The sequence below is a fragment of the Edaphobacter sp. genome (assembly GCF_035763405.1).
Taxonomy (GTDB): domain Bacteria; phylum Acidobacteriota; class Terriglobia; order Terriglobales; family Acidobacteriaceae; genus Edaphobacter.
This window is the reverse complement of sequence record NZ_DASUBE010000122.1, coordinates 1-24171: the sequence shown is the minus strand read 5'-3', so window position 1 is coordinate 24171 and position 24171 is coordinate 1. Positions and strand designations below refer to the sequence as shown.

At 62.5% G+C, this 24171-nt stretch carries 21 protein-coding genes; 12 read left to right on the top strand and 9 right to left on the bottom strand.

Features of this window, described 5'->3' with window-relative positions; genetic code table 11:
- From VFU66_RS12235 to VFU66_RS12200, 8 genes are all read left to right on the top strand, one after another.
- A partial coding sequence (locus VFU66_RS12235; RefSeq protein WP_326446542.1) for a hypothetical protein occupies window positions 1-190 on the top strand: 190 nt, incomplete at its 5' end.
- A gap of 218 nt (window positions 191-408) precedes the next feature.
- Window positions 409-1068, top strand: coding sequence for a DUF4230 domain-containing protein (locus VFU66_RS12230; protein ID WP_326446541.1), 660 nt, complete (start codon window positions 409-411; stop codon window positions 1066-1068).
- Window positions 1069-1284: 216 nt separating this feature from the next.
- On the top strand, window positions 1285-1551 hold the full coding sequence (locus tag VFU66_RS12225) for a hypothetical protein (protein WP_326446540.1): 267 nt from the start codon (window positions 1285-1287) through the stop codon (window positions 1549-1551).
- A gap of 142 nt (window positions 1552-1693) precedes the next feature.
- Window positions 1694-2527 (top strand): FkbM family methyltransferase, encoded by an 834-nt coding sequence (locus VFU66_RS12220; RefSeq protein ID WP_326446539.1) that lies wholly within the window; start codon window positions 1694-1696, stop codon window positions 2525-2527.
- A 549-nt stretch (window positions 2528-3076) separates the two neighbouring features.
- Window positions 3077-4063: an ACP S-malonyltransferase gene (fabD, locus tag VFU66_RS12215; protein ID WP_326446538.1), complete on the top strand. Its 987-nt coding sequence runs from the start codon at window positions 3077-3079 to the stop codon at window positions 4061-4063.
- A 172-nt stretch (window positions 4064-4235) separates the two neighbouring features.
- Entirely contained in the window at window positions 4236-4700 is a 465-nt protein-coding gene (locus VFU66_RS12210) for a peroxiredoxin (RefSeq protein ID WP_326446537.1), read from the top strand.
- A gap of 8 nt (window positions 4701-4708) precedes the next feature.
- Window positions 4709-5467, top strand: a complete 759-nt coding sequence (locus tag VFU66_RS12205) for a CAP domain-containing protein (protein WP_326446536.1) — start codon at window positions 4709-4711, stop codon at window positions 5465-5467.
- Between the two features lies 1 nt (window position 5468).
- Window positions 5469-6200 (top strand): polysaccharide deacetylase family protein, encoded by a 732-nt coding sequence (locus VFU66_RS12200; protein ID WP_326446535.1) that lies wholly within the window; start codon window positions 5469-5471, stop codon window positions 6198-6200.
- A 111-nt stretch (window positions 6201-6311) separates the two neighbouring features.
- Here VFU66_RS12200 and hemL read toward each other — a convergent pair whose 3' ends face one another.
- The gene (gene hemL / locus VFU66_RS12195; RefSeq protein WP_326446534.1) at window positions 6312-7601 is read right to left on the bottom strand and encodes a glutamate-1-semialdehyde 2,1-aminomutase; all 1290 of its coding nucleotides are present in this window, start codon (window positions 7599-7601) and stop codon (window positions 6312-6314) included.
- 180 nt (window positions 7602-7781) lie between these two features.
- On the opposite strand from hemL, the gene purM reads away from it, so the two are divergent.
- Together purM and purN are read left to right on the top strand one after the other, a co-directional pair.
- Window positions 7782-8912, top strand: coding sequence for a phosphoribosylformylglycinamidine cyclo-ligase (gene purM / locus VFU66_RS12190; protein ID WP_326446533.1), 1131 nt, complete (start codon window positions 7782-7784; stop codon window positions 8910-8912).
- Between the two features lie 18 nt (window positions 8913-8930).
- Entirely contained in the window at window positions 8931-9566 is a 636-nt protein-coding gene (gene purN / locus VFU66_RS12185) for a phosphoribosylglycinamide formyltransferase (protein ID WP_326446532.1), read from the top strand.
- Between the two features lie 31 nt (window positions 9567-9597).
- Here the strand turns inward: purN and VFU66_RS12180 are convergent, their stop codons facing one another.
- The 3 genes from VFU66_RS12180 to VFU66_RS12170 form a co-directional block, all read right to left on the bottom strand.
- Window positions 9598-10818 (bottom strand): S1C family serine protease, encoded by a 1221-nt coding sequence (locus tag VFU66_RS12180; RefSeq protein ID WP_326446531.1) that lies wholly within the window; start codon window positions 10816-10818, stop codon window positions 9598-9600.
- A 253-nt stretch (window positions 10819-11071) separates the two neighbouring features.
- Window positions 11072-11722, bottom strand: a complete 651-nt coding sequence (coaE, locus tag VFU66_RS12175; RefSeq protein WP_326446530.1) for a dephospho-CoA kinase — start codon at window positions 11720-11722, stop codon at window positions 11072-11074.
- A 5-nt stretch (window positions 11723-11727) separates the two neighbouring features.
- The gene (locus VFU66_RS12170; protein WP_326446529.1) at window positions 11728-12666 is read right to left on the bottom strand and encodes a bifunctional 5,10-methylenetetrahydrofolate dehydrogenase/5,10-methenyltetrahydrofolate cyclohydrolase; all 939 of its coding nucleotides are present in this window, start codon (window positions 12664-12666) and stop codon (window positions 11728-11730) included.
- Window positions 12667-12848: 182 nt separating this feature from the next.
- On the opposite strand from VFU66_RS12170, the gene VFU66_RS12165 reads away from it, so the two are divergent.
- Both VFU66_RS12165 and VFU66_RS12160 read left to right on the top strand, forming a co-directional pair.
- The gene (locus tag VFU66_RS12165) at window positions 12849-13097 is read left to right on the top strand and encodes a hypothetical protein (RefSeq protein ID WP_326446528.1); all 249 of its coding nucleotides are present in this window, start codon (window positions 12849-12851) and stop codon (window positions 13095-13097) included.
- 50 nt (window positions 13098-13147) lie between these two features.
- The gene (locus VFU66_RS12160) at window positions 13148-16177 is read left to right on the top strand and encodes a phosphoenolpyruvate carboxylase (RefSeq protein WP_326446527.1); all 3030 of its coding nucleotides are present in this window, start codon (window positions 13148-13150) and stop codon (window positions 16175-16177) included.
- 214 nt (window positions 16178-16391) lie between these two features.
- Here the strand turns inward: VFU66_RS12160 and VFU66_RS12155 are convergent, their stop codons facing one another.
- From VFU66_RS12155 to VFU66_RS12135, 5 genes are all read right to left on the bottom strand, one after another.
- A complete protein-coding gene (locus VFU66_RS12155) occupies window positions 16392-17660 on the bottom strand; it encodes an alpha-amylase family glycosyl hydrolase (protein WP_326446526.1) in 1269 nt (422 codons plus the stop codon).
- A 167-nt stretch (window positions 17661-17827) separates the two neighbouring features.
- The gene (amaB, locus tag VFU66_RS12150) at window positions 17828-19330 is read right to left on the bottom strand and encodes an L-piperidine-6-carboxylate dehydrogenase (protein ID WP_326446525.1); all 1503 of its coding nucleotides are present in this window, start codon (window positions 19328-19330) and stop codon (window positions 17828-17830) included.
- A gap of 72 nt (window positions 19331-19402) precedes the next feature.
- Entirely contained in the window at window positions 19403-20893 is a 1491-nt protein-coding gene (locus VFU66_RS12145) for a methyltransferase regulatory domain-containing protein (RefSeq protein ID WP_326446524.1), read from the bottom strand.
- 290 nt (window positions 20894-21183) lie between these two features.
- Window positions 21184-23235 carry a glycosyltransferase family 39 protein gene (locus VFU66_RS12140; RefSeq protein WP_326446523.1) on the bottom strand — a complete coding sequence of 684 codons (2052 nt, stop codon included), beginning with the start codon at window positions 23233-23235 and terminating at the stop codon, window positions 21184-21186.
- A gap of 36 nt (window positions 23236-23271) precedes the next feature.
- The gene (locus VFU66_RS12135) at window positions 23272-23952 is read right to left on the bottom strand and encodes a Fe2+-dependent dioxygenase (protein ID WP_326446522.1); all 681 of its coding nucleotides are present in this window, start codon (window positions 23950-23952) and stop codon (window positions 23272-23274) included.
- Window positions 23953-24171 lie beyond the last annotated feature (219 nt).

Genomic DNA, 24171 nt, shown 5'->3' with positions numbered 1-24171 from the left:
CAGCCGGGTGCCCCATCTTCGCGACGGTTTTATCGTCGATAATGTGGGCATTCGCGCCACACGCGAACCACTCTTCTCACCCTCAGAGCAACCCAAAAATATTTTTCGCGTTTTTGGCCCAGAAATCGCTTGTCAAGCCCGAAAATCTCCTAACCCCCTGCGAATCATCAACATCCGAATGGCGTTTTAGTTATACCCAAACCGTTATATTTAAATAGAGCCACAAGAAAGGACGCCGAAGCCACCGCCAACAGCCATAACTTCTGTGTTTTCAGGAATTTGCCAATAACCCATTTGTTTGGAAGATTTTACAAGACACCAGATTTGTAAACCGCAGAAACGAAGGAATTTACACCGAGATACCAGGGGGTCCCCCCGGTAAGTAGAGCAAAGGAGCATCGAACCAGCATGACCACACAATATAGCTCAGGTCGCCGCGGCTCCTCGGGCACTCTTCTCGCCGTTCTGCTCGCGCTCATTCTCGGGGCAGTCACCATGGTCGTCTTTCTCCGCCGCGCCAACTCCGGCTTCGCAGGCCGCATCGCCAACGCCATCGCCTCCCGCCCCGTCGTCACCGAAGTCTCCGCTCCCGACGTCGTCGAGAAGATCCAGCGCCTCAGCCGCCTCGAAACCGTCGTCTACTCCATCGACACCGTCGTCGAAGGCTCGAAGTCCTCCACCGTGCTGCCTGATCTCATTGCCGGCGACCGCATCCTGCTCGTCGTCCACGGCCAGTCCATCGCAGGCATCGACCTCTCGAAGCTCAAGCCCGAAGACGTCCGTATCACCCGCAACAACGGCGTCCGCGCCATCCGCGTCACCCTGCCCGCCTCCCAGGTCTTCGTCACCACCATCGACAACCAGCACACCCGCGTCTACGCCCGCACCACCGGCCTGCTCGTCCCCGCCGACCAGAACCTCGAATCCGAGACCCGCACTCGGGCCCAGCAGCAGCTCCAGCAATCCGCCCTCGCCGACGGCATCCTCGACGCCGCCCGCAAAAACGCCATCTCCACCGTCACCACCCTCCTCTACGGCCTCGGCTTCCAGCAGGTCGTCGTCAACTGACGGATTTCCGTAGGTGTCATTCTGACCCTTGAGTAAAACGACAGGGAAGAATCCCCGCATTTTGCCCGCTGCTGCGCAAAGTCCTCTCTTGGAGCCGGGCTGCATCCATCAGAAAGCTGCACAACTCTCCCGCCTCCGCCTCATCCCCAAAACGTCCACCTTCATCCCACAAACGTCTCTCACCGCAACGCTCAACCTGCGCTATCATCGTTAACTATGAGGCTCCTGCCCAACGCGTGCGTCTTCTTCAAGACAGACGATGTCCCCCGCACCGAGCAGCTTCCCTTCCCCGAAGAAGGCTCCGAAGACACCGCTCTGATGAAGACCCTCGGCTGGGTCACTGCCGGCCTCGGCGCCGTCGCCCTTGGCCTCTTCGTCGGCCGCGAGCTGCGCCAGCGTTACAAGTTCAACCACCGCACGCCCTATGACGCCTACTCCCACGCAGGCGACGAGAAGGACGTAGACTTCGGCCTCGGCACCTGAGGAAACTCAATTAGAATCAGATTTTGAAGAGGCCCAAGCCCTTGGGGAGATTCTCGCGGGCCTCGTGCCGAGCTGAACGATCGCTGCCCGCCCGCAACCCTCTCCGTCATATGCAGCCCTCTCCGTCATATAATGCTGGGGCATGTCTGACTTGATCGATCAGGTCGCATCGAACCCGCTCGGACGCATAGCTTATCGGACACTCCGCCCGTTGGTGCATCTCACACGGCGCTTGAGTCATCCTGGCCTTCCTAACAACCGCCAGATTACCAAAGTCGCCTATCGCGGAAGACAATTCCGCCTCCAGCACCGCCGCTGGAACAAAAGTGATCTCCTCGCCATTGACCAATGCTTCCGCGACTTGCAGTACGAGTTACCCACCGGGGCCCACGGTGCTTTAGTCGAAAAGGTCTATAGCGGTATCCTCGCCTCTGGCCGCCAGCCCCTCATCGTCGATTGCGGTGCAAACCTCGGTGCCAGCGTCACCTGGTTCTCAGCCCGCTATCCCGAGGCCCACATCGTCGGCATCGAACCTGCACCGGACAACTTTGATTTCCTCACTCACAACTGCGCCGGCCTCGACGTCGACTTGCGCCAGGCAGGCATTGCTCCGAAAGCTGGCCGCGCCTGGCTCCACGACACCGGCGACTCTGCCATGGGTTATCGCATCACCTCCTGCCCGGACAAGATAGCTGTCGATCTTGTCACCATGGACGATCTGCTTGCCACGAAACCCGCCTCCCGTTATGCGCCATTTCTGCTCAAGATCGACATCGAAGGCGCCGAACGCGACCTCTTCACCGGCAATGAGGCAGTATTCAACAGCTTCCCGCTCATCATCATCGAACCGCACGATTGGATGTTCCCCGGCGAACTCTCCTCGCTGGACTTTTTCCGGTTCCACGCTGCTGCGGGCCGCGAGTTCTCGATGAAACGCGAAAACGTTGTGTCCATCGCTGCCCAGTCGGGCCGTTGAGCATTCCACCCCTTCTCGGTTACGATTTGAAAAGAAGAGGAGAATGTTCAATGAGTTCGTCGCATAAAGAAGAGTCGCTGCGTTGGATCGACAACTGGTTTCCCCTGTTAGTCATCGTCTTCGGTCTGCTCTTCCTCACGGTCCTGGTCACGTTCGCGCCGGTCAACTGAGCAAGCCGGATCGTTCGATCCCGCATGGATTCTGAAGGGGCACAACTTCAGTCGCGCCGTAAGCCTCTTGGTTGTCATTCCCGAAGGGAGTCCGCGTTTCGTTCTTGCATTTGCTTTTCTTGGTTGTCATTCCCAAAGGGAATCCGCGTTTCGCATCGATCCGCGTCGGGCTACATACGCCCTTAGGGAGCCGCTGATTAAGTCTCCGATGGTCGACCCGTCATTCTGAGCGCAGCAGCCTGTCCTGAGCGAAGTCGAATGGAAAGAATCCCTGTATTTCTGCGCCAATTCATTCCGTAGCCCTTCAATACTGAATCGATACTGAATCAGAACGTCCGTAGCCCCTGAAGTACGCCGTCCCTGATTTACCATCAACACGATGACCAAACCAGCCTTCCTCTTCCCCGGACAAGGCTCGCAGTCCGTAGGCATGGGCCGCGACCTCCACGACAACTTCCCCACCGCGCGCGCCGTCTTCGCCGAGGCCGACGAAGCTCTCGGCTTCCCGCTCTCGCGCCTCATCTTTGAAGGCCCCGAAGACCAGCTCAAGCTCACCGAGCACACCCAGCCCGCCATCCTCACCGTCTCGGTCGCCGCCACGCGCGTCCTTGCCGAGCGCGGCATCACCCCGGCCCTCGCCGCCGGCCACTCGCTCGGCGAGTACTCCGCCCACGTCGCCGCCGGCACCCTCACCTTCGCCGACGCCGTCCGCACCGTCCGCAACCGTGGCCGCTACATGCAACAGGCCGTCCCGCCGGGCCGGGGAGCCATGGCCGCCATCCTCGGCCTCTCCGCCAACCTCATCGTCGAAATCTGCGCGCAGGTCAGCGACCAACTCACCCCGCTCCCCACCACGCCCGAGGCCAAAGCCTTCGACGCCAAACTCGCCGTCGTCTCCGCCGCCAACCTCAACTCACCCGACCAGACCGTCATCTCGGGAGCCGTCGCAGCCGTTGAGCGCGCCGCCGCTCTGTGCAAAGAAGCCGGAGCCAAACGCACCGTCATCCTTCCCGTCAGCGCGCCTTTCCACTGCGCCCTCATGCAGCCCGCGCAGGACGCCCTCGCTGCCGACCTCCAGACCCTCAACTTCGTCGACCCAAAGATCCCAGTCGCCGCCAACGTCAGCGCCGCGCTCGTCACCAACGCCGGAGCCGCCAAACAAGCGTTGGTGCATCAAGTCACAGGAGCCGTCCGCTGGGTAGACTGCATCCAACTCCTCGTCGCCCAGGGCGCAACCCACTTCATCGAAGTCGGCCCCGGCAAAGTCCTCTCCGGCCTCAACCGCCAGATCCTCGGCAAAGACGCCTCGACACCCACATTGAACGTCGAAGACTCCGCCTCGCTCGGCAAGACCCTCGTATCCTGAGTCTGAAGTTTGCAACATCAATTCAATCAAGTTGTCATCCTGAGCGCAGCAAGCCGCATCTTTTGCGGTTTGCGGAGTCGAAGGACCTGCGGTTGCTTTTCGCAAAGGATGCCGCGAACTTCGGACTCATCACCCTAGTAGACTGATACAGCATTCGCAAAAGGAGCCACGAATGAACCCCGGCGACAAAGTAGAAGACTTCACCCTCCAGAACCAGGACGGCAAAGACGTGTCCCTCTCCGACTACAAAGGCAAGCCCGTCGTTCTCTTCTTCTACCCTCGCGCCGACACCCCCGGCTGCACCATCGAGTCCTGCGGCTTCCGCGACGCCTTCGAGAAGTTCAAGAAGGCCGGGATCGTCGTCCTCGGCATCTCCCGCGACACCGTCAAAGACCAGAAGAAGTTCAAGGACAAGTACGATCTCCCCTATGATCTGCTGGCCGACGACAAGTTGACCCTCATCAACCGTTACGACCTCATCAAGCCGAAAAACATGTACGGCAAGCTCGTCAAAGGTGTAAAGCGCACTACGTACCTCATCGGTCCCGACCAGCGTCTCATCCACATCTTCGAGAACGTCAAACCCGAAGGCCACGCCGAAGAGGTCTTCAACCTGCTCAAGTCGTACAAACACTAGGAAATCCGATGCGCCGACACCTGCTTATGATTGCAGCCCTTGCGATGGTCGTTCCATCGCTGCCCGCGCAGCGCGGAGCAACCGTAGCCGAGCAGTACCTCCTGCAGGCAACCAACCAGCACCGCTCCGAGCACCATCTCCCCGCGCTCGCGTGGGACGCGGCACTCGCCCGCGCCGCCCGCGCCCACGCCCAGGTCATCGCCACGCACCCCGGCCCGGCCGAGCACCAGTACCCCGGTGAACGTGACCTCAAGGCCAGGACCTTCAATGCAGGCGCCCACTTCACCACTGTCTCCGAAAACGTCGCAGGCCACGCCACCGCGCCCGCCCAGTTCGACCAGGCCTGGATGCGCTCACCCGTCCATCGCGGCAACATCCTCGACCCGAACCTCACCGCCATCGGCATCGCCGTCGTCGAGCGCGGCGGCTACCTCTTCGCCGTCGAAGACTTCTCCCGCTCCGTGCGCAGCTTCTCCGGCTCAAGCGCGGTCGAGCAGCAGGCCGAGCAGTCCCTGCGCGAGCACGGCCTCCGTATTGCCCCCGGCGAGACCGAGAACGCGCGCGCGATCTGCCGCCAGCCCACCAGCACCGCTGGCCATCCGCAGCTCATCATGCAGTGGGACGGAGCCGACGTCACGCAACTCCCCGCAGCCGTGCTCCAGAGCCTGCCCGGCGTGCGCCGGCACTCGGTCGCCGTCGGAGCCTGCCCCAGCACGCACCCGCAGCCCGGCTTCACCACCTACCATATCGCCGTGCTGATGTTCTGAAATGTCATCGAAGCCCATCACGGAAGCAGCCGTAGCACTCGCCGCCGCCGGCCTGCTCGCAGGCGGAGCAGCCTACGCCGCGCTCTACCCAACCTCGCAGATCTTCGGCAAAGTCGTCGTCGCCGGCCGTGACCCCAGCGAGATCGCCCTCACCTACGACGACGGCCCCAACCCCGCCGCCACCGAACGCCTGCTCGAAGTCCTTGCCCGCCACGAAGTTCGCGCAACATTCTTCCTCCTCGGCGGATTCGTCCGTCAGCGCCCGGACCTTGCCCGCGCCATCGCCGCCGCCGGGCACCTCATCGGCAACCACACCATGACGCACCCCTGGCTCGCCTGGCAGTCAGCCGCGCGCATCCGCGAAGAACTGGCCGGGTGCAACGCCGCGCTCGAAGATGCCATCGGCGCACCCGTTCGCTACTTCCGCCCGCCCCACGGAGCGCGCCGTCCCTACGTCCTCCGCACCGCCCGCGAGCTTGGCCTCACCACGATCCAGTGGAACGTCACCTGCTTTGACTGGAGCGCGCCGCCGCCCGACACCATCCTGCGCCATGCCGTACAAGGCATTACCCGCAACCGCCAACGCCACCGCGCCTCGAACGTGCTCCTTCACGACGGAGGCCAGCACGGCCTCGGCCAACCCCGCATGAACACCGTCGAAGCCACTGACCAGCTCATCGCCCAGTACAAACAAACAGGAGCAAGGTTCGTCACCGTCGACACCTGGGCCTGAGCGCAAACAACTTCCTCACCAAAATGCCCGAGTGGAAAGGATACTCTCCAACCGCCGGCCTGTTCGCATTTCCATCCATAGCGAGACAGAGGAATCCGCTGTTGCCTCTTATCACTTGAACGCCCTGCGAGCAGCTTCCAGCGTCATCTCAACCTCAGCGTCGCCATGCTCGGTCGAAACAAACGCTGCCTCGAACTGGCTGGGCGGTAGCCACACTCCGGCTTCGAGCATGGCGCGATGAAACCGCCCGAACGCTGCCGTGTCGGACTTCGCCGCGTCTGCGAAATCTTCCACCCGCCCGTTCGCAAAGAACCACGTCAACATCGACCCCACGCGGTTGGTCGTCATCGTGACACCAGCTTCCCGTGCAATCGCGGCAACGCCATCGGCAATCGCCGCCGCCGTCCGTTCAAGCTGGGGATAAATCTCCCCTTCACGCGCAATCAGCTCGCGCAGCGTAGCGATGCCCGCCGCCATGGCCAGCGGGTTCCCACTCAGCGTGCCTGCCTGATACACCGGCCCCAGCGGAGCCAGCTTGTCCATCACGTCCGCGCGCCCGCCGAAGGCCGCGCATGGCAGCCCGCCGCCGATGATCTTGCCCAGCGTCGTCAGGTCCGGTTTGATGCCGTAAAGCTGCTGCGCTCCGCCAAGCGACACACGAAACCCGGTCATCACCTCGTCCAGAATCAGCAGCGCGCCATGCTCCGCCGTCAGCGTCCGGAGTCCCTCCAGATACCCCGCCTTCGGCGCAATCGTGCCTGCGTTGCCGACCACCGGCTCGATGATGACGCACGCAATCTCCTTTGGGCGCGCCGCGAACACCGCGCGCACTGCCTCCAGATCGTTGAACGGCAATGCGATCGTATGCATCGCCGTCTCCTCCGGCACACCGGACGAGCCGGGAATCCCCAGCGTCGCCACGCCGCTGCCCGCCTTCACCAGCATCGCGTCCGAGTGCCCGTGGTAGCAGCCCTCGAACTTGATGACGAACTTCCGCCCGGTAAATCCCCGCGCCAGCCGCACTGCCGTCATGCACGCTTCAGTCCCCGAGCTGACGAAGCGCAGCTTCTCGATGGAAGGAAAGCAGTGCTGGACCAGCTCGGCGAGGTCGGCCTCAGCGATGGTCGAAGCACCAAAGCTCGCGCCGCGTACGGCGGCATGCTGGATGGCCTGCACCACCGGAGGAAACGCATGGCCCAGAATCATCGGCCCCCACGAGCCGAAGAAGTCCAGATAGCGGTTGCCGTCGGCGTCGAACAGGTACGCTCCCTCGGCACGGGCCACAAACGGAGGGTCGCCCCCGACGGCGCGGAAGGCACGAACCGGCGAGTCAACGCCTCCCGGCAGAAGTTGTTCGGCACGAAGTTGTAACTGGCGGGAGCGGGTGAGGTTCAGAGGCATCCTGTCCAGTATAGAAGTCTGCGGAGCGCAGGCGGCGACGGCCTCATGCAACCTGTTTTGGCCCTGCAAAAGACGCTGTTTCACAGCATTTCACAGGTCGTCCAGCCACATCCTGCTAGACTTAAATTCTTCACTAGCGATTACCCATGGAGCACGACTTTGCCGGATGAGACCTCCCCCATGCCCGAATCAACCCCCACGCACGGCTCGCCGCTCGGCGCCGCAGTCGAGCGCGAGAAGGCTGCCAGCCTCAGAAGCTCCGCAAAAAAAGCGGCAACAAAGAAGCCCATCAGCTACGCCGACGCAGGAGTGGACATCTCCTCAGGCGACCGCAGCAAGCAGCGCATCAAGATGCTTGCCCGCAAGACCTTCAACAAGCACGTGCTCTCGGAGATCGGCGGCTTCGGCGGCCTCTTCTCGCTCGACCTTGAAAAGTTCCCCAATCCGGTCCTGGTCTCCTCGGCCGATGGCGTAGGCACCAAGCTCAAGGTCGCCTTCGAGCTGGGCATCCACCACACCGTCGGCCAGGACCTCGTCAACCACTGCGTCAACGACATCGCCGTGCAGGGCGCAACGCCGCTCTTCTTCCTCGACTACCTCGCCACCGGCAAGCTCGACAACGAGATCATCGAGACCGTCGTACAAGGACTGAGCGAAGCCTGCCGCGCCAACGGCTGCGCGCTCATCGGCGGCGAGACTGCCCAGATGCCCGGCTTCTACGCCGACGGCGAGTACGATCTCGCCGGCACCATCGTCGGCGCGGTCAGCCGCGACCGCATCATCACCGGCAGCACCATCCAGAACGGCGACGTGCTCATCGGCCTGCCCTCAAACGGCCTGCACACCAACGGCTACTCGCTGGCGCGCAAGCTGCTCTTTGAAGAGGCGAAGTACGGTCCCGAACAGTACGTCAACGAGCTGAAGGACAAGACCGGCGCGGCGCTCATGCGCACGCACCGAAGCTACCTCGCCATTATCAAAAAGCTCACCAACGCCGAGGTCGTCAGCGGCATGGCCCACATCACCGGCGGAGGCATCACCGACAACCTCCCGCGCATCATCCCCAAGGGCCTGGGCGCGGTCGTCGATCTCGCCTCCTGGCAGGTGCCGCCGCTGTTCGAGCACCTCCAGCAGCTCGGCAATGTCGCCCAGGACGAGATGCTCCGCACCTTCAACATGGGCATCGGCCTCATCGTCGTCGTCCCGGCTGAGAAGGTGAAGAAAGCAAAGGCTGTGCTGAACCGCGCCAACGAACGCCACCATATCATCGGACGCGTCGTGCGCGGCGAACACAGGGTCAGCTACAACTAGCACAAAGGAAACTCTCCGATGAAACGCCTCGGCATCCTCCTCTCCGGACGCGGCTCGAACTTTCTGGCCATCGCCCGGGCGATCCGCGAGCAGCATCTTCTCGGGGCGAAGATCGCCGTCGTGCTCTCGAACGTCGAGGACGCGCCGGGCCTGGCCTCGGCACGCGAACTGGGCCTGCCTGCCTTCGCCATCCCCTCGGCCGGTCGCAAGCGCGCCGACCATGACGCCGAAATGCTCGCCCGCCTGCACCAGCACAAGGTTGACCTCATCTGTCTGGCGGGCTACATGCGCATCATCACGCCAGAGTTCGTCCGCGCCTTCCCCAACCGCATCCTCAACATCCATCCGTCACTCCTGCCCGCGTTCCCCGGCCTTGACGCCCAGCGACAGGCGCTCGAATACGGCGCCAAAGTCTCCGGCTGCACCGTCCACTTTGTCGATCAAGAGGTGGATCACGGCATCATCATCCTGCAAAAGACCGTCGAGGTGAAGGAAGACGACACGGTCGAAACGCTCTCGGCACGCATCCTCGAGCACGAGCACGTTGCGTACTCTGAGGCGCTCGCCCGCGTCCTTAGCGGCGAGTACATCGTCCAGGGACGCCGTTACGTCCACCGCGACGCGGCGAGGCCTTCCCGAGCCACAGCTCGCTGATCCTCTTCAATCTGGCACTCAGGATGCCAACCTAAGTCTGCTGACCCAACTGTCCCTGCTGGTCCTTCGCGTCGCCCAGCGTGACCTTGACCTGCATTCGGCGCTGGCCCCGGAAGATGGTCAGCGTCACCACATCGCCTGCGCGATGAGCGTTCAGCGCGGCGGAAAGGTCCTGCGGGTTGGTGATGTCTTGCCCATCGAAGCCGACGATCAGGTCGCCGCCCAGCATCACTGGAATGTTGCCCTGATATGCACGCTGCGTGCCGCCATGCAGACCTGCCTTCTCCGCTGCTCCGCCGGGCAGCACGCGCTCAATCAGCAGGCCGTAGTCGGCGGGCAGGCCAATCTGCTCGGCAATGTCCGGGCCGATCGCCAGCGTCTGAATGTCCAGCGAAGGTCGCCGCACATAGCCGTACTTCGCAAAGTCGTCGAGCACGGCCTTGGCCGTGTTGATGGGAATCGCAAACCCGATGCCTGAACTTTGGTCCGCGCCATTGTTGGCAATCAGCGTTGTAATGCCGATGACCTCGCCCCGCGAGTTCAACAGCGGCCCGCCCGAGTTCCCCGGATTGATCGCCGCATCGGTCTGGATGGCGTCCTCAATCGGGTTGCCCTGCGGCCCGCGAATCGACCGAATCGCCGAGATGATGCCGCGTGTCATTGTGCCCGAGAGGCCGAACGGATTGCCGATGGCATACACCCGCTGCCCTACGATCAGACCCTGCGAATTGGAAAGCGTCGCCGGCACAAGATTCGGCGCCGTAATCTTCAGCAGCGCAAGGTCGTGGTTCTTGTCCACCGCCATCACCTGCGCCTTGTACGTGTTCTTGTTCGAGAGCTTCACCTCAACGCGCTGCGAATTGTTCAGCAAAACGTGGGCGTTGGTCAGGATGAGCCCGTCCTTATTCAGAATGAACCCCGACCCCTGCCCCTGTTGCGGAACCGGTCCATAAAAGAAGTCGAACGCCACCGCCGTCGAGGTGATATTCACGACCGAGGGCAACGCCTTCTTGTAGACCGCGATGTTCTGCTGCTCCTCGACGTCATAGGCCGGGGCGGCGCTGGCCTCGGTCAACTCGAACGAGTGTAGTGGGCCCGTCACCGCCGTATTCACTGCTGTCGGCTGCGGGCTATCGGGCGCGATGACGCGATGCAACCACGACCCGCCGGGCGACGTCCGCCCCACGTGCGTCGTTACATAGTAAAAGCCGCACAGAATCACCAGCACCAGCAACACAGGACGCAGTTTCATCGCATTCAACCTGATTTCTTAGCAAATCGCAGGCCAGGCCCGCCGTGTCTAAATTGTATCCAGTTAGCAGGAAACTCGGCCTGGAAAGGTGGTTGCCGTTGGGTGGGACAACGGGCGCCGATTTGTCATTCTGATCGCAGCAGCCTGCCCTGAGCGAAGTCGAATGGGAAGAATCTCTGTATTTTGCGGACAGCCACATGGGCTTATGCTTCAGCCTCATCTCTGAAGAGACCGAAGGCAGAGCCCCATTCTCTCAATGCGGCTTTCTTTCTTTCGACATGTACTGAAGAACAGGCCAGAGTTCGTCGACCTGGCGCTCCAACTCAGCCACGGAGCCTTCATTGACCAGGACAAAATCGCTCTTCGCAATCTTTTCCTTCTCTGACATCTGATGTTTTATCCGGTTCTGCGCATCCGCTCTGAGCTTGTCTCGGAGCGTCCCGGACGCTGTACCTATATACCGCTCGATCCGCGTCTCTTCCGAGGCTGTAACGAGCACGATGCAGTCGAACCGGCTGCGCCAGCCTTGATCGCCACCGTGCTTTGTCTCGAAGATCAGCGCCGACTCGACCACCACCACTGCGAACGGGTCTTCAGCGAAGATCTTTTCAGCAAGCTCAGCCTGTCGTGCGATCACCGCAGGATGGACGATGGAATTCAGCTCCTCGACCCGTCCGCTGTCAAACGCAATCCGCGCAAGGAGACCACGATCCAGCTTGCCGTCGGGCTGGACAACCTGCTGTCCGAAGTGTGAGACGATCGCGTCGTAAACGGCCTCACCCGGACTCATCATCAAGAGCCCGAGCACGTCCGCCTTGATGACGTGTGCTCCATGTATCTTGAAGCGGTCGGCAGCGGTCGACTTCCCGCTGCCCAGCCCACCGGTCAGGCCAACGCGCAGCATCCGGGCTAGCTCTTCCCCGCGGCGAGTCCGCGCCGCAGCTTCGCAGCCGTCACGGTGTTCTGCATCAGCATGGCAATCGTCAGCGCGCCCACGCCGCCGGGCACCGGGGTATACGCGCCCGAGACCGCGAACGCCGCCGGATGAATATCGCCCACCACCACCGACCCGCGCTTGGCAAACGTCGCCGCACGTGCCGTGTCGTTGGGAAAGAAGCGTCCCACCTCAGCTACGTCCGTAATGCGATTGATGCCGACGTCGATCAGCGTAGCTCCCGGCTTCACCATTTCGCGCGTCACGAAGCCCGGCCTGCCAATCGCCGCCACCAGCAGGTCTGCCCCGCGCGTCACTGCGGCCAGGTCGCGCGTCTTGCTGTGGCACACCGTCACCGTGGCCGAAGCATTCAGCAGCATCATCGCCGCCGGCTTGCCTACAATGTCCGACCGCCCGACGACCACCGCATTTTGTCCGGAGACGGGCAGCTTACTCCGCCTCAAAATCTCCATAATCCCCGCCGGCGTACACGGCGCAAGTCCCGGCTGCCCGCTCTGCAACCGCCCTACATTCACCGGATGAAATCCATCCACGTCCTTGTCGGGCGAGACGGCCTCCAGCAGCCGCTTCGTATCCACATGCTTCGGCAGCGGCAGTTGAATCAGGATGCCATCGATGTCCTCGCGCGCATTCAACTCGGCAACAATCTTCAGCATCTCATCGGTCGTCACCGACTCTGGCGGCGTCAGCATCTCGCTATATATCCCCAGTTCGCCGCAGGTCTTCACCTTGCTGCGCACGTAGATCTCCGAGGCAGGCACATGGCCTACCAGAATCACCGCCAGTCCGGGTGTAGTTCCTTTCGCCCGAAGCTGCTGCACCTCCGCCGCGACTTCGGCTTTAATCTGCCCTGCAATCGCAACGCCATCTAAAACCAGAGGAGTATTATTCATTGTTTCCATGGTATCGTGCCGAGTCTCATCGAGTCTGCTCCGGACCGGTCTCACCACCCTGCCAGCCTCCGGCTGAACTTCTCTTGTCATCTCCTCGTAAAGAATTTGTAACTTCCTCAATCCGCTCCCACCGCCGGAGCGTCTAAGATGAGAAGCCGCCGGGAGAGGGTCGAGAGAACGATATGACGCACACAAAGAAAATTCAGGTCGAACAGTTCCCCGAAGCCGATCTCGCCGGTCTGCGCGAAGAGCTGATGAAGGCCGGCCTCGACTCCTGGCAGGCCGCCGAGCTGATTCAGGGCTTTCTGGCCGCGCACGGATATGGCGTCTCCACCCAGGAGGCACGCATCGCCGCCTCGCACATGGAGTCCATCGGCTGTTCGCTCAAATGCCTCCAGGCCGAACTCGAAAAGCTCGCCCATGTCATGTAGTGCTTCGTCCGTTGCCGTGCAGTGCCGTTCCCTCAGTGCATAATTAACACATGCCGTCACTGTGGACCCCCTCCAACTGGCCTCAGCGCCTTGCTGAGCTGCAAGCCCCCACCGGCGATCTCAAGGAAGTTCCTCTCCGCCGCGATGTCCGTTCGCTTGGTATCCTGCTGGGCAACGTCCTGCGCGAGCAGTGCGGAGAGGCGCTCTACGAAGCCGTTGAGGCGCTGCGCCGCACCGCCATCGCCCGCCGCGAGGCCGACGGCAACGACCCTAAAGCCGCCGCCGAATATCTTGAGCAGGCGCTCGCCCGTGTCCACACGCTCGATCTGCCCTCCGCCTACCGGCTCGCCCGCGCCTTCGGTTTCTACTTCGAGCTGATCAACCTCGCCGAGACCAACCACCGCAAGCGCCGCCGTCTCTCCAGCCAGCTAGACCCCGACGCCTGCCCGCAGCGCGGCGACCTGCGCGGCACGCTCCGCCGCCTGCGCGAGTCCGGCGCCACCGCCGCCGAAGCCTATGAGCTGCTCCGCCGCATCTGCATCACGCCTGTCTTCACCGCGCATCCCACCGAGGTCGCCCGCCGCAGCGTCATGTTCAAACGCCGCCGCATCTCCGACCTGCTTGAACAGCTCGACCGCATCCCCGTTCCCGAGGCCCATCTCGAATCGCTCCAGCGAGACCTCACCGCCGAGATCACCGCGCTCTGGCAGACCGACGACGTCCGCAGCGCCCGCCCCACCGTGCGCGACGAGATCCGCATGGCGCTCGACTACTACGAGTCCTCGCTCTTCGACACCCTGCCCGTCCTCTACAACGAAATTGCCGCGGCCCTCACCGCCGAATATCCCAAGGCACCTCTCGACAAGAAAGACGATGTCATTCTGACCCTGAGTGAAACGAAGGAGAAGAGTCCCCGCATTTTGTCTGAAGCGCCGCTAACTCCTCAGGAAAAATCGGAGCCGGTCCCGCCCTCCATCTGCACCCTTCCCCGCGTCATCAGCTTCGGCTCGTGGATCGGCGGCGACCGCGACGGCAACCCCTTCGTCACCTCCACGGTCACGCGCGACGCGCTTGCCATGGCGCACAATCTGCTGCTCAGCCACTACCGCCGCCGCCTGCAAAACATCTTCGAGCAGCTAGCCAGCTCCACCCAGCAGGTGCCCGTCTCGGCCGAAGTCCACGCGCTTCTCCAGAGCTACCTCACGCAGCTCCGCACCGCCGGACAGACCGCGCTTGAGGAACGTTTCCACTTCGAGTATCTCCGCCTGCTGATCGCCTGCATCATGATGCGCCTCGGCTCGACGCCGCAGTCCAGCATCCCGCTGCCCGCCGCGCCCGCGCTCAAACCCTACACCCGCGCGGCTGATCTCATCTCCGACATCAACGCCATCCGCACCAGCCTCATCGAAAACCACGGTCCGCGTCTCGCGCAGATGCTCATCGACCCGCTGCTCATCGAGGTCCGCACCTACGGCCTGCACCTCCAGACACTCGACATCCGCCAGCACGCCCGCTTCCACACCGCCGCCCTCGCCGAGATCACCGGCCTCTCTCCTGATAAGGTGGGTTCACAGGGAGAGAACAAGCTCCACCTGCCTGCCGCGCTCACGCCGCAAACCGCCGAAGTCCTCGAAACCTTCCGCTCGATCGCCGAACTCAAGAAGACCTATGCATCCGAGGCCATCCGTCTCTATGTCATCAGCGGAGCCACCAACGCCGAAGACGTGCTCAACGTCATCCGTCTCGCCCGCCTTGGCGGCGTCATGGTCGAAGCAAGCGGCGAAGACCCCGGACTCCAGCCCGTCCCCCTCTTCGAGTCCATCGAAGACCTCCAGAACGCCGCCTCTGTTATGCGCCAGCTCTGGACCAGCGAAGCCTACAAGCCGCTGCTCGAATCCTGGGGTCATCAGCAGGAGGTCATGCTCGGCTACTCCGACTCGAACAAAGACGGCGGCATGATCTCGAGCACGTGGGAGATCTACAAGGCCCACCGCGCGCTCCACGAAGTTGCCCACGAGTGCGGAGTTCACCTGCGTCTCTTCCACGGACGCGGCGGCACCGTCGGACGCGGCGGCGGCCCCACCCACCGCGCCATCTTCGCCCAGCCCATCGACAGCTTCACAGGCGAGTTGCGCATCACCGAGCAGGGCGAGGTCCTCAACTGGAAGTACTCCGATGTTGTGCTCGCCGAGCGCAATCTCGAACTGATGATTGCGGCCTCACTCGACGCCATAGCCCGCCCCGACGCAAAAATTCAGCACACCCAGAATCAAACCGACAATCCGGGTGCCCCATCTTCGCGTCCGCAGGACGCTAAGGTGGGAGATGCGCCACAGAACTACACTCCGCGTCTCACCGGCGAAATTCTCCCCTCATGGGAAGCCGCACTCGACCAGCTCGCCGCCACCTCCTACGCCTTCTACCGCAAACACATCATCGACAACCCGGACACCTTCACCTACTTCGAGCAGTCCACGCCCGTTGCCGAACTGGAGCACGCGCGCCTCGGCTCGCGCCCCGCCAAACGCGGCGGCAAAAAGTCGATGGCCGACCTCCGCGCCATCCCCTGGGTCTTCGGCTGGATGCAATCTCGCCAGCTCGTCCCCGCCTACTTCGGTGTCGGACACGCCTTCGAGCAGTTCATCCGGCAGGACTCCGGGAACCTTTCGCTGCTTCAGACCATGGCCCGCAACTTCCCGCTCTTCCTCGACATCATCCGCAACGTCGAGATGGCGCTCGCCAAGGCCGACTTCGGCATCGCCCGCCTCTACGCCTCGCTCGTCGAAGACGAAGCCTTGCGCGACCGCGTCTTCCACGCGCTCGAGGACGAGTTCAACCTCACGCACCGTATGCTGCTCGCCATCACCGGCCAGAGCCGCCTGCTCGAGACCAACCCGGTCCTCGAGCGTTCCATCCGCCTGCGCAATCCCTATGTCGATCCCATGTCGCTCATCCAGGTCGAACTCGTCCGCCGCAAACGCCAGGCCGCCGCGAAGGGCGAGCCCGACTCACCCGAGCTGAACCGCGCCATCTCCGCCACCATCAACGGCATCAGCGCAGGACTGCGCAACACCGGTTGAGACTCCTTTGCATTTCCATTCCGCAGCGCAGCGGAAGAACCTGCTATTCACGGGACTCTGGTGCCGCACTGATCTCTACGACAACGCTACACCACGGCTGCATGATCGCTGTCGATCGCGGATTTCTTGTAGCTGGAGCACTTCCAAAGTTGTCATCCTGAGCGAAGGCGGCGTATTTTGCCGCCGGAGTCGAAGGACCTGCGGTTTTCAGCAGCTAATACCCCAGCCCGCCAATGTAGACCCCAAACGGCGCCAGCGTCATCGAATCCAGCGTCAGCGGCCCCATACCGCCATCCGAGCGCAGCATCGTCCGCAGAAAATTCCCCCGCATGTGCAGCTTCTTAATGTCGTCCGTCAGCGACAGGTGCACCGTCTGCGCCGAGAGATTGCAGATCACCACCACCGGCGGGTTTTTATACGTGGGAGCCTGCGGCTTGCGCACCCACACCAGCACATTCTGGTCGTCGTGATCGAGCACAATGGTGGTGGGCCCAGTGCTGATCGTCGCATTGCTGCGATGCAGCGCAATCAGCCTGCGATACCAGCCGAGCAGCGAATCCGGGTCAGCCTCCTGCCCGGCCACCGACGCAGGATCAGGAGGCGCGGGATGCAACGAACGCCTCGTGCCCGGCGGGGTTTCAACAGGGGCAGAGCCCCACTTCATCTCCGGGGCCGCAGCCGAATCGCCCGACGCCAGCCCAATCTCCTGCCCGTAATAGATCAGTGCTGAGCCGCGATTAGCAAACAGCAGCGTTGCGGCAATCTTGGCAATGTCGCTGTCGTGCGCCCCATCGCCCAGCCGTGTGATGCTGCGCAGCTCGCCCGGCGCATCAGTGGCGACAAGCAGGTTCTGCGCCGGCACCATCGCCTCAAGCTCAGGACGAATCGCCGCCGCCGTCAGTTGCTTCACCTTGCCCAGTCTTGCGTCAAGCAGAAGCTGCGGCCCGTCGCCTGTCGTCGCCGCAGCAGGGTCCAGATCGCCAATGACAACGCGCTGGCCTTTATACGCGCCCGCAATCTTACGCAGACTCGCCGCCTGCTCCGTGCCGTTCACGTGAAATCCCGCCACGCCCTGGTTGAGCCAGTACCGTGCAATGCTCGTCAGGTCGATCGCGGCAGGCAGCGTGCCCAGATCAATCAGCACCCGCATATTGCGGTCGCTCGCCTGATGTATCAGCTCCTCAAGATCATCCAGCGTACCGATAGCCGGGTCAATGTCCTGCGGATGGCCCGCGTCCACCTGAATGCGCGTCAGCAGCACAACATCGGTTCCCAGTGAATGAATGTAGTCGAGATGCTGCGTCACTCCGGTGAGGCCGCCGAAGCCGTGCGGATCGATCTCATACACCGAGGCGTCCTTCCACCAGACAGGAGACGCCGTACCAAACCCCGCCCACCCCGGCCGCGCCAGAGCCTGCGAGTAGGCAAGCGATGCAAGCATGAAGGCGAGCGAGATCGCAGCGAGAAACTTCAACCGGGCCATAAACATCCTGCAACGATGCTACCGCGAGCCTTTTGCAGAACGCCAGCGCACATCATCTCAACCGCAGGCATCGCCCATTGCCACACCCCCTGCTCACGTCATCTCGACCGGAGGCGGCGCTTTTGCCGCCGCAGTGGAGAGACCCCTGTATTTCGCCTTTCGCAATCTCACCCAATCTCAAACGTCACGCCCTGCGCCAGCGGCAGCTCCGAACCGTAGTTGATCGTATTCGTCGCCCGCCGCATATACTGCTTCCACGCATCGGAGCCGGACTCGCGCCCGCCACCCGTCTCCTTCTCGCCGCCGAACGCCCCGCCAATCTCCGCGCCCGACGTGCCGATATTCACATTCGCAATGCCGCAGTCCGAGCCCGTAGCCGAAAGAAACTGCTCTGCCTCCCGCAAATCCATCGTAAAGATGGCTGACGAGAGCCCCTGCGGCACCTCATTGTGCAGTCGCAGCGCGTCGCCAAAATTTTTGTATCGCAGCACATACAGAATCGGTGCAAAGGTCTCATGTTTTACCGTATCGGTCTGCGTAGGAATCTCGACCAGCGCCGGCCGCACATAGAACGCCTGATCCCCACGCTCCACGCGCTCGCCGCCCGTAATCGTCGCGCCCGCGCCCTTCGCGTCAGCCAGAGCCTTTTGCATGGCCGTGTATGCGCGCTCGTCGATGAGCGGACCAACCAGCGTGCCCGCGTCGCGCGGGTCGCCCACCACCACCGAGCCGTACACCTTCTTCAGTTGCCCAACCAGCTTGTCGTAAACGTCTTCGTGCACAATCAACCGTCGCATCGTCGTGCATCGCTGCCCCGCCGTGCCCATCGCCGAAAACGCAACCGCGCGCAGTGTCAGGTCAAGATCGGCCGTCGGCCCAACGATGGCCGCGTTGTTGCCGCCCAGCTCCAGAATGGCGCGTGCAAAGCGCGCCGCCAACCGTGGCCCCACCGCTCGTCCCATCACAGTCGATCCGGTAGCCGAAACCAGTGGCACCAGCGGCGAATCCACCAGCAACCGCCCCACCTCCGCGTCGCCAATCATCAGCGTCGAAAGCCCGCGAGGCACGCCGCCGAACTTCTTCGCCGCGCGCTCAAAGATGGCCTGCGCCGCCAACGCCGTCAGCGGCGTCTTCTCTGAAGGCTTCCACACGACCGAGTTGCCCGCCACCAGCGCCAGCGCCGCATTCCAGCTCCACACCGCCACCGGAAAGTTGAACGCCGAGATGATCCCGACCACGCCCAGCGGATGCCATGTCTCCATCATCCGATGTTTCGCGCGCTCCGACGGCACCGTCAGCCCCGCAAGCTGGCGCGAAAGTCCCGTCGCAAACGCGCAGATGTCGATCATCTCCTGCACCTCGCCCGTGCCTTCGGAGAGGATCTTTCCCGTCTCAATCGTCACCAGCCGGCCCAACGTCTCGCGTTCGGCGCGCAGTTCTTCGCCCAGCAGACGCACCAGCTCGCCGCGCTTCGGCGCCGGCACATTGCGCCACTCCAGAAAAGCGTTGTGCGCCTGTGCGATGCCCGCTTGTGCCGACTCCGGCGTCATCTTCGGCACCCGTGCAATCACTTCGCCGGTCAACGGCGTGTGTACTGTCAGGTCGCCGCCCGCCGGCAGCGTCACGCCCAGCCGCGAGAGAAGATCGAGTGTTTCCTGTGCAATCGTCATAAAGTTTCCTGAAGTGTGAAAAAGTCTTTGATGAGCGCGATGCCAAGCATACTCAAAGCCCGAGTCCTTCGGCTAGCCGTCTCCGAGCAGCACACCCGTCCGATGCAGCATTCGCAACGTGGGCTCGATGCCTTCCGCAAGATTCGCATCCGAAAGATCCAGCCTCTTCTCGCGGAGCGCCGCCAGCAACTCCGCGCGGTCTCTCGTTCCATCCAGCAGCAGCACAAACTCACGCACCAGCGGATCGTTCAGCAGCAGCGCCGCATGAAGCAGCGTCGTCGCATGGTCCTCGGCCACGGCCTCTTGTCTCAAGACCGCGCTCGCTCTCGGCCGCTCGCTAATGCTGCCGCCAACCGGCGCCTGCCACACATGCAGCTCCACCATCCGCGCCACCACTAGTTGCAGCAACAGCTTGAAAAATTCTCCGTCTGCCTCGACCCCGCTAGCGCCCAGCGTCTCCATCAGCTCCGCGAACGGCACCGAGCGCGGCCACGCCTCAATCAGCGTCTCCATCAGCAGTACCGTATTCCGGTGCCTGCTCTCCATACGAATTCCACCCGGCAGCGTGAACACGCGGAGCACGTCGCCCTCGCCGTCAGAAGCAGCAGCCTGCGAAGCCAGCCGCATCCGCGTCAGAGCCTCCACGCACATCTCTCCGCTCACCTCGCGCTCCCGATGACACAGCAGCGTCTCGCGGTACATCCGCATCCGAGCGAAGTCGTAGACCTGCTCCTCGGCAATCCGGTCGCCTGCCGTCATCTCCTCGGCCTTGTCCACGATCCGGCGCTGAAAGCACGGATCGTTCGGCGGAGGCAGCACCGACTCGCTCACATACTGCAACCCGTTCTTCCTCGCATGGTCCGCAAACTCGGTGAACGACACCGGCCGCCCCGCACCGGCAAGCTCATCGTGAAAGACCACACGCGGATCCCGCTGCTCCATCCGCTTCAACTCATGCTCCACGACGGCCCGAAAAGGATCGCCCTCCGCCCGCGCCTCCACCATCAGCCGCAGAAATCCGAGCGCCTCCGCCACCTTCTGCGCCGGGTCCTCAATCCTGTCCGCTTGCGCAAACATCATCTCTCTCACCATGTTCCGCACATGGCCGCCAGGCAGCGTGTTGTAGCTCACAAACGCCAGTCCATTGGGAGCCAGGTGCTCACGGCAAATCGCCAGCAGCCTGTCCCGCGCCGCCTCCGGCACCCACGCATACAGCCCATTCGCAATCACGTAGTCGAACTGCCCCAGCCCGCGCACATCCATCAGGTCAGCCTGAAACAGCCGGATGTTCGCAAGCCCAAGCTCGCCAATGCGTCGCTGCCCGCGCGCCACCGGCAACTCCGCCAGGTCAAAGCCCACAAACTCCCCGCCCGGAATCGCATACGCCATCGGAATCAGGTTTGCGCCATCGCCGCACCCAATCTCCAACACCCGGCAGTGCTCCACCGCCGCAGGCTCCAGCCCATGCAGCAGCCCCATCACGGCCATCCGGTCAGGATGCGTATCCGGATACGCATGTCCGGGATAAGCCACTGCATCATACGGGTCCCGCTCAGTCGGCATCCACCCTCCTCATCTCCAAAGCAGCCCCCACCTTATGTTGTCATTCCCGAAGGGAATCTGCGTTTCGCATCGCCCGCGCCGGCCACGCCTGGGGGAGTCTTCGTGGACTTAATCAGACCCTCCCTGGTGTCCTGAGTCTGAAGTTCGCAACATCAATAAAATTGTCATCCTGAGCGCAGCAAGCCGCGCTTTTTGCGGTTTGCGGAGTCGAAGGACCTGCGGTTGCCTTTCGCAAAGGATGCCACGAACTTCAGACTCATCACACGATCAGGCCGGGCCACGCCCACACCTCACAACCTGTTCAGCTTCTCCTCCACCTCTGGCCCCAGCTTCTCCTGCGCATCCGCGTCCATCCTCTTCACCGCATCCATCGCACGAACATACGCAGCGCGTGCCTGATCTTTTTGTCCCGCTGCAGCCAGAGCATTGCCCAGCACCATCTCCGGATAAAACTCATCGGGAGCGATCGCCGCCGCCTGTTGCGCCTGTGCCAGCGCCCCTGCAACGTCGTTCTTTCTGAGCAGTGTCTGCGCCTCGGCCACATAGCTCATCGCCGAAGCCAGCGGCACGTGGAACGTACCCTCGTACACCTCGACCCCGTCCTGAATGGAAGCCACCGGCTTCAGGCGCTCGAAGTCGCGGTACGGATTCAGCCCATCCGAGCCGAACTCAAATCCGGTCAGCGATCCCGCGCTGATGAATACCGGCCCGGTAATCGTCGCCGGCACCGGACGCGGTGTCTTCGTGAAATACGTATCCGGCGTCGGCAGTGCCTTGCACGGAATGCCGTAGTCGGAAGGCTGGAGGAACGGGTCCACAAAATAAGCAAACCAGCAATCCGTGATGTGGTGTTCATCGGTGTACTTCTTCACTGCAAGCAACTGCTGGCCCCAGTCCGTATTCGAGTCGGTCAGGTAGTGATACGTCTGGGAAGGCCCGCCCCAAAGCTCATTCGAGTAAGCAATATAGTTCGGATACGTCTTCATCGAAGACGCCACATGGCATACCAGCAGCACACCAACCACCCACGCCCAGCCACGACTCCATCCCGCCTTCCGCGACTCAATCCACGCCCAGCTTCCGCCTGCTGCAAACACAAACAGAAACACATACACCGGCAGAATGTGTCGCGCGCCGATGTTCAGGCTCGACCCCATCGCCACCCAGAAGTAGATCCCCGCGGGCGCCAGCAGAAACAGAATCTCGCGCCACTGTTTCCACCGTCCGGCGAAGATCGCGGCAAAACCCAGCAACAGCAGCGCCAGAAATCCCAGCGTCGACTTAATCGTCAGCACAGCGGGGAAATAAAACCACACGCCATGCTCATACACCTTGCCGAAGATGAACGAAGGCATCCCGTTCGCCATCGACCGCACATCAGCCAGCCCATACAGATACGACTCCGGCAGCAGATGGAAGCGCGCCGCGAGCATGATGCCCTTCGCCTCCACCGGCTTCAGCGGGTGCACATACTCAGCCAGCGTCGGACTCAGAGCCAACCCCGCAGGCCGCGCCGCATAACGAAATCCGTAGAAGCTCCACAGCACCACCAGCGCAATCGCCGAGATCACTGCCAGCGACCCCACCATTCGCAACGCGCGCCGCCTGCGCTCTTCGCCGTTCAGCCGAAACGCCACCTCGCACGCCGCCAGCGCCACCAGCATCGGCAGCAGCAAGATAGCTGAGTGCTTCGCCGAAAGCGCCAGCCCCGCCGCCAACCCAGCCACAGCAAGCCGCCCCGCCGACCCAGCCTTGCAGTAGCGGTAAAACGCATACACCGCCGCCAGGAAGAAGCACGAGACTCCCGTGTCGGTGACAACAAACGCGCCATGCGCCAGAATATTCGGGCTGAAGGTCACAAGCGTCAGCGCCAAAAAACCCGCGCCCATGCCGAACATCTCCTGCGCTGCCAGAAACACCAGCAGCGCCATCAGCAGCGCCACCGGCACCACCGCCATGCGCACGCGAAACGTCAGCGTCTCCGGGCTGTAGGCTGGCGTGTTGCCAAACAGCAGCGCGCGCCCATCCATATACGACTCATCTTTAAAAAACCGATGCTGCATCACCGGCTGCTTCAGCGGCAGCCCCAGCAGCGGCAGCGTCGCCAGCGACTTCATCAGCGGAGGATGCTCCGGGTTCAACCCAAAATCATGCGTCTTCCACGACATGTATCCCGCAAAAATATGGTCGCCCTCATCCCACGAGAGCGACTCCCCATGCACCGTGAACGCAAGCTGCAGACCGAACACCAGCAGCAGCACGCAGACACCAGCCGTAACCAGCCCTCGCCGTAGCCCAAGTTGCCTCGGCGCAATCGTAGGAGCACTCAGTAATGTATCCATGCAGGCTCCATCCTAACCTGCACCGAAACCATCCCGCTACATCTCCGCCCAGCGCCTCAGCAGGTTGTGATACACCCCCGTCAACTGCACGCCCGCAGGATTCCCCGGCACATCCACCGCCAGCCGCTGAATCGCCATATCCAGGTCGTAGAGCAGCGTGCGGTCCGCGTCCGACCGAATCATGCTTTGCACCCAGAAGAACGAAGCCACCCTCGCCCCGCGCGTCACCGGAGCCACGCGATGCAGGCTCGTCGCCGGATACAGCACCATGTGCCCCGACGGCAGCTTCACCGAGTGCGCGCCGTAGCTGTCTTCGACATAAAGCTCGCCGCCCTCATACTCCTCCGGAGCCGACAAAAACAGCGTCGCCGAAACATCCGTTCTGATCCGCTGTCCCGTCGAAGCCGTCGCGCGAATCGCCGTATCCACGTGCGTGCCAAAGTGCCCACCGCCCGTGTACCGATTGAACATCGGCGGAAACACCCTCAGCGGCAGCGCAGCCGACATGAACAGCGGCGACCGCGCCAGCGCCGCCAGCACCATCTCGCCCAGCCGCACCGCCACCGGGTGCCCCTCCGGCAGTTGCAGATTCTCCTTCACCATCTGCGCCATGTACCCGGCCGTCACCTTGCCATCCACCCACTCAGCCGCATCCAGCGCCGCCCGCGCCTCTGCCACTTGCCCTGCCGTTAGCACATCCGGAATCGTAATCAGCATCGTTCCTCTCCTTTGTAAGCGCCAACCGCGCGCTTCATACCAGCCTGAGGCGCAGCCCCAGGTATCAAATGGAATTAGGGAACCTCTGATTAAGTCTTCGCTTTGAAGGGGCGTGGCTTCAGCCACGCCATAGCGTCCCTCAATGCAATGGGGCTTTAGAGGGTGCTGAAGAAGTCCGTTTTGCTTAAGGGCACGGCTTCAGCCGTGCCGCAAGTACCG